The organism is Sphingomonas sp. CCH15-F11 (genome assembly GCF_001557005.1).
In the GTDB taxonomy this organism is placed as follows: Bacteria; Pseudomonadota; Alphaproteobacteria; order Sphingomonadales; family Sphingomonadaceae; genus Sphingomonas.
The window spans coordinates 1-8,555 of sequence record NZ_LSKG01000026.1; the positions used below are offsets into that span (position 1 = coordinate 1).

9 protein-coding genes are annotated in these 8,555 nt (G+C 65.7%); 6 read left to right on the forward strand and 3 right to left on the reverse strand.

Annotated elements, in window-relative coordinates; genetic code table 11:
* Nucleotides 1–75 precede the first annotated feature (75 nt).
* Nucleotides 76–1,299 (forward strand): MBL fold metallo-hydrolase, encoded by a 1,224-nt coding sequence (locus tag AX709_RS02610; protein WP_066546507.1) that lies wholly within the window; start codon nt 76–78, stop codon nt 1,297–1,299.
* Nucleotides 1,296–1,724, forward strand: a complete 429-nt coding sequence (locus AX709_RS02615) for a hypothetical protein (protein ID WP_066546508.1) — start codon at nt 1,296–1,298, stop codon at nt 1,722–1,724. Before AX709_RS02610 ends, AX709_RS02615 begins: the two co-directional genes overlap by 4 nt.
* 199 nt (nt 1,725–1,923) lie before the next feature.
* Here AX709_RS02615 and AX709_RS02620 read toward each other — a convergent pair whose 3' ends face one another.
* The 3 genes from AX709_RS02620 to AX709_RS02630 are packed head-to-tail and all read right to left on the reverse strand — an operon-like array spanning nt 1,924 to nt 4,292.
* Nucleotides 1,924–2,316, reverse strand: a complete 393-nt coding sequence (locus AX709_RS02620; protein ID WP_066480428.1) for a VOC family protein — start codon at nt 2,314–2,316, stop codon at nt 1,924–1,926.
* Nucleotides 2,317–2,355: 39 nt separating this feature from the next.
* The gene (locus AX709_RS02625; RefSeq protein ID WP_066480430.1) at nt 2,356–2,937 is read right to left on the reverse strand and encodes a DUF3617 domain-containing protein; all 582 of its coding nucleotides are present in this window, start codon (nt 2,935–2,937) and stop codon (nt 2,356–2,358) included.
* A complete protein-coding gene (locus AX709_RS02630; RefSeq protein WP_066546509.1) occupies nt 2,934–4,292 on the reverse strand; it encodes an amidohydrolase in 1,359 nt (452 codons plus the stop codon). The genes AX709_RS02625 and AX709_RS02630 overlap by 4 nt, the downstream gene beginning before the upstream one ends.
* Nucleotides 4,293–4,569: 277 nt before the next feature.
* On the opposite strand from AX709_RS02630, the gene uvrB reads away from it, so the two are divergent.
* The 4 genes from uvrB to AX709_RS02650 all read left to right on the forward strand — a co-directional run bounded on the left by uvrB (nt 4,570) and on the right by AX709_RS02650 (nt 8,092).
* Nucleotides 4,570–6,774: an excinuclease ABC subunit UvrB gene (gene uvrB, locus AX709_RS02635; RefSeq protein ID WP_066546510.1), complete on the forward strand. Its 2,205-nt coding sequence runs from the start codon at nt 4,570–4,572 to the stop codon at nt 6,772–6,774.
* A gap of 178 nt (nt 6,775–6,952) precedes the next feature.
* Nucleotides 6,953–7,234 carry a type II toxin-antitoxin system RelE/ParE family toxin gene (locus AX709_RS02640; protein ID WP_066546511.1) on the forward strand — a complete coding sequence of 94 codons (282 nt, stop codon included), beginning with the start codon at nt 6,953–6,955 and terminating at the stop codon, nt 7,232–7,234.
* Nucleotides 7,200–7,526 (forward strand): HigA family addiction module antitoxin, encoded by a 327-nt coding sequence (locus tag AX709_RS02645; RefSeq protein WP_066480437.1) that lies wholly within the window; start codon nt 7,200–7,202, stop codon nt 7,524–7,526. Before AX709_RS02640 ends, AX709_RS02645 begins: the two co-directional genes overlap by 35 nt.
* 56 nt (nt 7,527–7,582) lie before the next feature.
* Nucleotides 7,583–8,092 carry a hypothetical protein gene (locus AX709_RS02650; protein WP_066546513.1) on the forward strand — a complete coding sequence of 170 codons (510 nt, stop codon included), beginning with the start codon at nt 7,583–7,585 and terminating at the stop codon, nt 8,090–8,092.
* Nucleotides 8,093–8,555: the final 463 nt, after the last annotated feature.

Below are 8,555 nucleotides of genomic sequence, written 5' to 3' on the forward strand. Positions count from 1 at the left end.
GGCCTGCGCCGGGGCGACGGCGCTGCATCGTCGCCCCGGCGCAGGCCGGGGCCGCTGGCCAATTGAGGCGCACCCATGACCCTCCTCCGCTACCTCCTCGCCGTCCTGCTCTGGCTCGTCATCCTCGCGTTGCTTGCCATCGCGATCGTGCCGTCCTTCCTCGACCGGCGTTATTATGACGGATCCGCAAGCGGGCATTATGATGGCGAACGCTTCTTCAATCCCGATGGCGAGGACACCGCATCCACGCCGACGCGGCGCAGCCGGGGGGCGTTTCTGTTCGCCCAGGCGACCGGCAATGACGGGCGGCCGCCCTGGCCCGCGCGCGTCGCGGTCACGCTGGCCAAGCCGCCGCGCCGGGTGGCGGGCGATCGGATGCTGGTCACCTGGGTCGGGCACGCGACCGTGCTGGTCCAGACCGCAGGGCTCAACATCCTGACCGACCCGATCTGGTCGGACACCGCCGGGCCGTTCGGCTTCGGCCCGCGCCGGGTGGCGGAGCCCGGCATCCGCTTCGACGACTTGCCGCCGATCGACCTGGTCGTCGTGAGCCACAATCACTACGACCATATGGACCTCGCCACGCTGAAACGGCTGTGGGCGCGCGACAAGCCGCTGATCGTCACCAGCCTGGGCAATGACAGCGTGATCGGCCAGGCCGGCGTGCCCGCGACCGCGCTCGATTGGGGTATGCACGCTGTCGTAACGGACCCGAACGCCGACTGGCTGCGCTGCGACCCTGTCGCGCCCTGTCCTGACGATGTTCGCGCGACTGTTCACGTCACCCGCAACCATCACTGGTCGAGCCGCTGGTTCACCGATCGCAACCGCGCGCTGTGGTCGAGCTTCGTGATCGAGCTGCCGAGCGGCGGCAATCTGTTCTTTGCCGGCGACACCGGGGCGGGGGACTATGCCTGGGCCGACGAGGCGCGGCGCTATGGCCCGGTGCGGCTCGCGCTGCTGCCGATCGGCGCGTTCCGCTTCCAGCCGGGACAGATGTCGACCGGCAGCCATGTCGGTCCGGTCGAGGCGGTCGAGCTGTTCCGCCGGCTGGGTGCGACGCGCGGCATCGCGATCCACTGGGGCACGTTCCGCCTGTCCTATGAAGCGCGCGACACCCCGCCGCGTCTGCTAAAGGCCGCAATGGCTTGTGCAAGGGTGCCAGGCCGCTTCGACGCGATCGCCATCGGCCGCACGGTCGAGGTGCCGGTGGCCACCGACGCAACCCCCGCGCCGCCGCGTCCGCGGGGCGAAATCGATGGCTGCCTCGACACGCCGGCGGTGCGTGCGCTCAAATGATCCGCCGCCGGCTCGAACATGCCAGCCTGGACCGGATCGGCCTCGCCTGCCTGGCCGGTGGTCTTGCGACCGGCACCCTCGCCACCGCGCTCCATGCACTGGGCGGCGGCCATGACGTCGCGGCGCTGCTGCTCGTCTGGGGACTGGTAAGCGTCGTTGCGACACCGGTCGTCGCGTTGCTGGGCGGGCTGTTGTGGGTGATGGTACGGCGCATCGGGCTGACCGGCCCGACCGCGGCCATCGTCGCCGGAGTGGTGGCCAGCCTGATGCTGGGCGTGCTGCTCAATGCCGATGCCGACATGCTCGGCGCGGCGAGCGCGCGCTATCGCTGGATCAGCGCGCTGGCGACCGGAATTGCCGCCGCGCCGCCCGGCATTGCCGTTGCGCTGCTGATGTGGCGCGTCGCCTATCGCCGGCTCGGCTGAGCCACCCCTGCCTCAGAGCTTGATAACACCTGATATCTCCGAACCGCTCATCCTGAGTGGCCGCTGAGCTTGTCGAAGCCTGTCCTGAGCGCCTGCCTTGGCAGGCGGCGTCGAAGGGTTCAGTCCCTACTCAGGATGAGCGGGTCAAATCAATCAGTTGTCATCAACCCATAGTTGTCAAGCCAGGCCAGGCCAGGCCTCAGCCCGGCATCGGGGCGTTGAACGCGGCGATCTTGTTGCCTTCCGGGTCGCGGAAATAGGCGCCGTAGAAGCCCATCTCTTCCGGCGCGCGCAGTCCCGGCGGTCCGTCGCAGGTCCCGCCGAGCTCCAGCGCCTTGGCGTGAAGCGCATCGACCTTGTCGCGGCTGTCCATGATCAGCGCGACCATGTTGCCGTTGCCGGCGCGTGCTGCATTGCCGTCATAGGGTTTGGTGATCGCGATGCCCGGCATCTTCCAGTCGGTGCCGTACATGGTGAAGCCGTTTTCCTCCATCTGCATCAGCCGCTTGGCCCCGATCACGCCCAGCAGCCCATCGTAGAAGGCGCGTGCGCGATCCAGATCGTTCACGCCCAACGTCACATAGCCGATCATGTCCCTCTCCCTACGTCCGATATGTCCGTTCCGGCGACCTCAGCCCTTGCACGCGCCGATCCGCTTGCCGCTGACCTTGGCCCTCATCTTCATCACGCTGTCGCCCATGCGCGTTTCCATCGCATTGTCGAGCGCGAAGGCGGTGTCGGAAAAGGTGCCGTTGACCGACATCCGCATGTCGCCGCCGCCGTCCTTGCCCCGACATGCCAGAGTGCCGTCGATCCGGCCGCCGCCCATGCGAAAGCGTTCATAGCGGCACTGGCCGTTGGAGCCGGTGAAGACACCCGATTCCGGGTTCTCGGCCTCCTCGGGCGTGACGCAGTTGGTGACGGTGGTCTTGGCCTCGCGCATCACCTTCATCACGTCGCTATGCGGACCGCCCTTGGGCATTCCCGGGATGTCGATATCGACCACTTCGACTGTGGTTTCCCACTCGCCCGGATTGAGCCGCATTGCGCCCGATGCCTTGGCCTGCTTGGCGACTTCGCCGGGTGCTGCATTGGTCAGATCGACCTCGCCGGTCTCCGCCGCCTGCTCGACGGTGCTGTTACCGCCGCTGCCGCCGCCACAGGCCGCCAGCATCAGGATCATCGGCGCGATCAGGATCCGCGCGGCGGTCATTGCCCGGCACCCGCGCCCGCGCCGCCCGGCTTCATCAGTTCCAGCACCGCCGCGGTCATCGCGATCGTGCCGGTGACGATCGCGGGTTCGGGTGCGACCTTGAACAGCGGTGAATGGTGTGACGGGACGGCGGGGCCGCCCTTGGCCGCGGCGTCGAACGCCGCCTGCGGCGTGCCGCCGACCGCGAAATAATAGCCCTTCACCCCCGTGTCGGGCTGGACGAAATAGGTGAAGTCCTCCGCACCCATGCCCTTCTGCTCGAACGGGACGAAGGCGTCGTCGCCCAGCGCGGCCTTCATCACGCCGTTCAGCCGCTGGGCGAGGTCGCGGTCGTTGATCGTGGTCGGCGTGCCTTCGATCACGTTGACCACCGGCATCTTGTCTTCGGGCATGCCGTTCAATTCGCCGACCCCGCGCGCGACGCGCTTGATGCCGTCGATCAGCCGCTTGCGCTCCGCCTCGTCATTGGCGCGCACCGTGACCTGCAGGCGCGCTTCGTCGGAAATGATGTTGTGCTTCAGCCCTGAATGGAACGAGCCGACGGTGATGACGCCGGGCTTCAGCGGCTGCTGTTCGCGGCTGATCAGCCCCTGGAGCGCGATGACGAGTTGCGACGCCATATAGACCGGGTCCTTGCCCGCATGGGGGCTTGCGCCATGCGCGCCGATGCCCGGCACGATGATGTCGACCGAATCGGACGAGGCATATTGGATGCCCTCCGACGCCGAAACCTTGCCGCTCGCCAGGTCGGCGGCGACGTGGAAGGCGAGCGCATAGTCGGGCTTGGCGAAGCGGGTATAGAGCCCGTCGGCCACCATCGCCTTTGCGCCGCCGACGCGTTCCTCCGCAGGCTGGACGACGAACATAACCGTACCGGCCCAGCGGTCCTTCATCGCCGCCAGCCGCCGCGCGGTGCCGATCATCGACGTGATGTGGGTGTCATGGCCGCAGGCGTGCATCACCGGCGTCTCGACCCCGTCGACACCGACCTGGCGCACGGTCGATGCATAGCCGAGCCCCGACTTCTCCTCGACCGGCAGGCCGTCCATGTCGGCGCGTACCAGCACCACCGGACCCGCCCCGTTTTTCATCACGCCGACCACGCCGGTGCCGCCGACCCCTTCGGTGACGACGACGCCGGGCACCTTGCGCAGCTCGGCCGCCATGCGCGCCGCGGTCTTGGTTTCCTTGAACGACAATTCGGGGTTGCGGTGGAACCACTCGAACGTCTGCGCCAGGTCGCGCGCGTAATCGGCGCGGACGGCCGGGGCGTAATCGGGCTCGGCATAAGCGGGCATCGCGATGGCGCTGCCGATCAGCAGCGCGGACACGAAGGTGGCGGACGAACGGCGCATCGATCTCTCCCCGGAAGTTTTGCCCAGCCTATCGCAACCGCATGCCAAGTCGAGTCCGGAGCCTGAGTCACAGAACACAATCGCGTGAGATTTATCCGTCACCCCGGACTTGATCCGGGGTCCCGCTGCCTGTTCCGTCGCAAGATACAGCGGGACCCCGGGTCAAGCCCGGGGTGACGCGGATAGATGGTTGGTGCCCGGACCCAAATGCCAGTTTGCGGTCGGCCTGTTCGGCTTCCGGTTGCCGCGGACCCGGTTCGTTCTCATATTGCGGCGCATGGCCATTCAGATTCGCACCAGCCTCGCCGAGCCCGATACCGGGCAGAGCTTCGTGCCGCACCGGCCCCAGCGCCCGGACAAGGTCGAGGGTGGGAAGCGATTCAAGCTGGTGAGCGAATACACCCCGTCCGGCGACCAGCCAGGCGCGATCGCCGAGCTGGTCGAGCAAGCGCGCGCGGGCGAGAAGGACCAGGTGCTGCTGGGCGTCACCGGATCGGGCAAGACCTTCACCATGGCCAAGGTGATCGAGGAGCTCCAGCGCCCGGCGCTGATCCTGGCGCCCAACAAGATCCTGGCCGCCCAGCTTTATGGCGAGTTCAAGAGCTTCTTCCCCGAAAATGCGGTCGAATATTTCGTCAGCTATTATGATTATTACCAGCCCGAAGCCTATGTGCCGCGCTCCGACACCTATATCGAGAAGGAGTCGAGCGTGAACGAAGCGATCGACCGGATGCGCCATTCGGCGACCCGGTCGTTGCTGGAGCGCGACGACGTGCTGATCGTCGCGTCGGTCTCGTGCCTCTACGGCATCGGCTCGGTCGAGACGTATTCGGCGATGATCTTCGACCTGAAAAAAGGCCAGGTGGTCGATCAGCGCGAGATCATCCGCAAGCTGGTCGCGCTTCAGTACAAGCGCAACGAGGCCGCATTCGCGCGCGGCAATTTCCGGGTGCGCGGCGATAGCCTCGAACTCTTCCCGTCGCACTATGAGGACACCGCCTGGCGGATCAGCTTTTTCGGCGACGAGATCGAGGAGATTGTCGAGTTCGATCCGCTGACCGGATCGAAGGTCGCCAGCCTCAACTATGTCCGCGTCTACGCCAATTCGCATTATGTGACGCCCGGGCCGACGCTCAAGCAGGCGACCGAGGCGATCCGCTTCGAGCTCGCCGAGCGGCTGAAGGAGCTGCAGATCGAAGGCAAGCTGCTGGAAGCGCAGCGGCTGGAGCAACGCACCCATTTCGACCTGGAGATGATCGCGGCGACCGGTAGCTGTGCGGGGATCGAGAATTACTCGCGCTTCCTGACCGGGCGGCTGCCCGGCGAGCCGCCGCCGACGCTGTTCGAATATCTGCCCGAGAACGCGCTGCTGTTCGTCGACGAAAGCCATGTGACCGTGCCGCAGATCGGCGGCATGGCGCGGGGCGACCACCGGCGCAAGATCACGCTCGCCGAATATGGCTTCCGCCTGCCGTCGTGCATCGACAACCGGCCGCTGCGCTTCAACGAATGGGACGCGATGCGCCCGCAGACGGTGTCGGTATCGGCAACCCCGGGCAGCTGGGAAATGGAGCAGACCGGCGGCGTCTTCGTCGAACAGGTCATCCGCCCGACCGGCCTGATCGACCCGCCGGTCGAGATCCGCCCGGTCGAGGAACAGGTGCAGGACCTGATCGTCGAGGCACGCAAGACCGCCGAGCTTGGCTATCGCACCCTCGTCACCACCCTGACCAAGCGGATGGCTGAGGACCTGACCGAATATATGCACGAAGCGGGGCTGAAGGTCCGCTACATGCATTCCGACGTCGAGACGCTGGAGCGCATCGAGTTGATCCGCGACCTTCGGATGGGCGTCTATGACGTGCTGATCGGCATCAACCTGCTGCGCGAGGGGCTCGACATTCCCGAATGCGGGCTGGTCGCGATCCTGGACGCGGACAAGGAGGGGTTCCTGCGTTCGGAAACCTCGCTCGTCCAGACGATCGGCCGTGCCGCGCGCAACGTCGAGGGGCGCGTCATCCTCTATGCCGATCGCATCACGGGCAGCATGGAGCGCGCGATGCGCGAGACCGACCGCCGGCGCGAAAAGCAGATCGCCTACAACACCGCGCACGGCATCACGCCGACGACGATCAAGCGCAACATCGGCGACATCATCGCGCACGTCGCCAGCAAGGACCAGGTGACCGTCGAGATCGACGCCGACAAGCCGCACATGGTCGGCCACAATCTGCGCAGCTATATCGAGGATCTCGAAAAGAAGATGCGCAAGGCCGCCGCCGACCTCGAGTTCGAGGAAGCGGGCCGCCTGCGCGACGAAATCCGTTCGCTCGAGGCCCAGGAACTCGGCCTCCCCGATGACCAGCGCAAGGCCCCGATCATGGGCCGCTCGAACGAAGGCAAGCCGGGCACCCGCAAGGACCGCTTCGGCAAGACGCAGCGGAAATTTTCAAAAAGTTTTCGCGCAGGGTCGAATAGCTAAATAATTGAAAAGTAATATTTGTCGCATGATGGGAAGTTAGAATACGATCCGAATAATTGATTTATTTTTCGTGACTTAGGGAAAATGGTTTTGTCGCACCGTGCGACATAAGCTCTTGTTTAAATTCAATTGTTGGGCGCTAATGAGATGGCTTGTCCCGTATTGATTAGGTCGAGCCATGATCCACTCCTTCGTCGATCCTGAAGCCGAACGCATCTGGCGCGGCGAGCGGAGCCGGAAGCTGCCGCCTGACATTCAGGATCGCGCCCTCGACAAGCTGAAGCTGCTCAACCGGGCGCGCACACTGGACGACCTGCGCAACCCGCCCTCCAACCGACTCCATGCGCTCAAGCGCGAGCGCGTTGGCCAGCTCAGTATTTCAATTAACGACCAATGGCGTATATGCTTTGTCTGGAAGGACGGACATGCAGAGCGCGTCGAAATCACCGACTACCACTAATCCGGACTGGCTGCACAACAGCCATGCTGGCGAATTGCTGTGGTCGGAATTCATGGAGCCGCTGGGCATGGATGCGGCTTCGCTGGGCCAAGCGATCGGCGTCGATAGCGCGCGCGTTCAGGCGGTGATCGCAGGCACTGTGCCTATGGATGGCGAACTCGACCTGCGCCTCGCTCGCTATTTCCGCATGTCCGAGGGCTTTTTCCTTGGTCTCCAGACGGATTACGAACTGCTCGAAGCCAAGCGTGCGCTGAATGGCGAACTCGATCGCATCGTGCCCCGGGCGGCCTGATCGCAAGCTGCTATCGAGCGGTTGAGCGGGGGCGCGGGTTCGCCCATAAGCGCGTGATGCGTATCCTCATCCCGCTTGCGTCGCTGGTCGTGCTCGGCGCGTGTGTCGCGCCTTCCAAGCCGCCGCCGGCGCCCGTCGCTGCTCCGCCGCCCGCGGCGGTGCCTCCGGTTGCGCCCAACCCCTATGTCGGGGATTGGCGCGACTGGCCGATGGCGGCGGGGACATGGGCCTATGCGGCGACGTCCGGCGGATCGCAGGCGACATTTGGCAGCGCGCCCGCCGCCGCGCTGGCGGTACGATGCGACCGGGCGGGGCAGCGCGTGGTGCTGACCCGCGCCGGCGTGCAGGGGACGGCGGTGACGATCCGGACGACGAGCACCGTGCGCGCGCTGACCGGCACCGCAACGGCGGCGGGGGTGGAGGTCAGCCTGGGCGCGCGCGACCCGCTGCTCGACGCAATGGGATTCAGCCGCGGGCGCTTCATCGTCGAGGCGCCGCCGGCCGCGCCGCTGGTCGTGCCGGCCTGGCCAGAATTGCTGCGGGTGACGGAGGACTGCCGACGCTGATCGCCGATCGGCAGGGCAGGCAGAATCGTCGATAATTATTTTCAATTCAAGTCTTGTTCTGCGACTCGCGGTGATTCACATTCGTCGTGCATCCAGCAGGGTGCGCAGGCTTCAACTAGCGAAAGGAGGTGATCCGATGTCTCATGGTTCAGCAATGGGGTCGGTTCAGTTCGTTCGGGAGACGCGCCGCTGAGCTGAAGCGCGGACGGAAGCCCTCCGTCCGTAATGACATGCGGGAGGTATCCTCCTCCAATCAACGCATGTCCGCTTCGGTAACGCGGCCCGCATGGTCTCCCGGGCTGGAGCTCTCCGGCCGCTGACCATGTCGGAGGTCGCCGGGGTCCTCGAGTGCGAGGCCCCGGCGGCCTCTTTCATTTCAAGGACGCGCGATTGCGCTTGTCCTTCGACACGCCGCCCTTCGACTGCCTGCCAAGGCAGGCGCTCAGGACAGGCTTCGACAAGC

What these genes read in the sequence shown, in the direction of transcription:
- AX709_RS02645 (WP_066480437.1), top strand. Translation starts at nt 7,200, where the DNA reads ATGCAGAGCGCGTCGAAATCACCGACTACCACTAATCCGGACTGGCTG.
- AX709_RS02630 (WP_066546509.1), bottom strand. Translation starts at nt 4,292, where the DNA reads ATGCGCCGTTCGTCCGCCACCTTCGTGTCCGCGCTGCTGATCGGCAGC.
- AX709_RS02620 (WP_066480428.1), bottom strand. Translation starts at nt 2,316, where the DNA reads ATGATCGGCTATGTGACGTTGGGCGTGAACGATCTGGATCGCGCACGC.
- AX709_RS02610 (WP_066546507.1), top strand. Translation starts at nt 76, where the DNA reads ATGACCCTCCTCCGCTACCTCCTCGCCGTCCTGCTCTGGCTCGTCATC.
- AX709_RS02640 (WP_066546511.1), top strand. Translation starts at nt 6,953, where the DNA reads ATGATCCACTCCTTCGTCGATCCTGAAGCCGAACGCATCTGGCGCGGC.
- AX709_RS02650 (WP_066546513.1), top strand. Translation starts at nt 7,583, where the DNA reads ATGCGTATCCTCATCCCGCTTGCGTCGCTGGTCGTGCTCGGCGCGTGT.
- AX709_RS02625 (WP_066480430.1), bottom strand. Translation starts at nt 2,937, where the DNA reads ATGACCGCCGCGCGGATCCTGATCGCGCCGATGATCCTGATGCTGGCG.
- uvrB (WP_066546510.1), top strand. Translation starts at nt 4,570, where the DNA reads ATGGCCATTCAGATTCGCACCAGCCTCGCCGAGCCCGATACCGGGCAG.
- AX709_RS02615 (WP_066546508.1), top strand. Translation starts at nt 1,296, where the DNA reads ATGATCCGCCGCCGGCTCGAACATGCCAGCCTGGACCGGATCGGCCTC.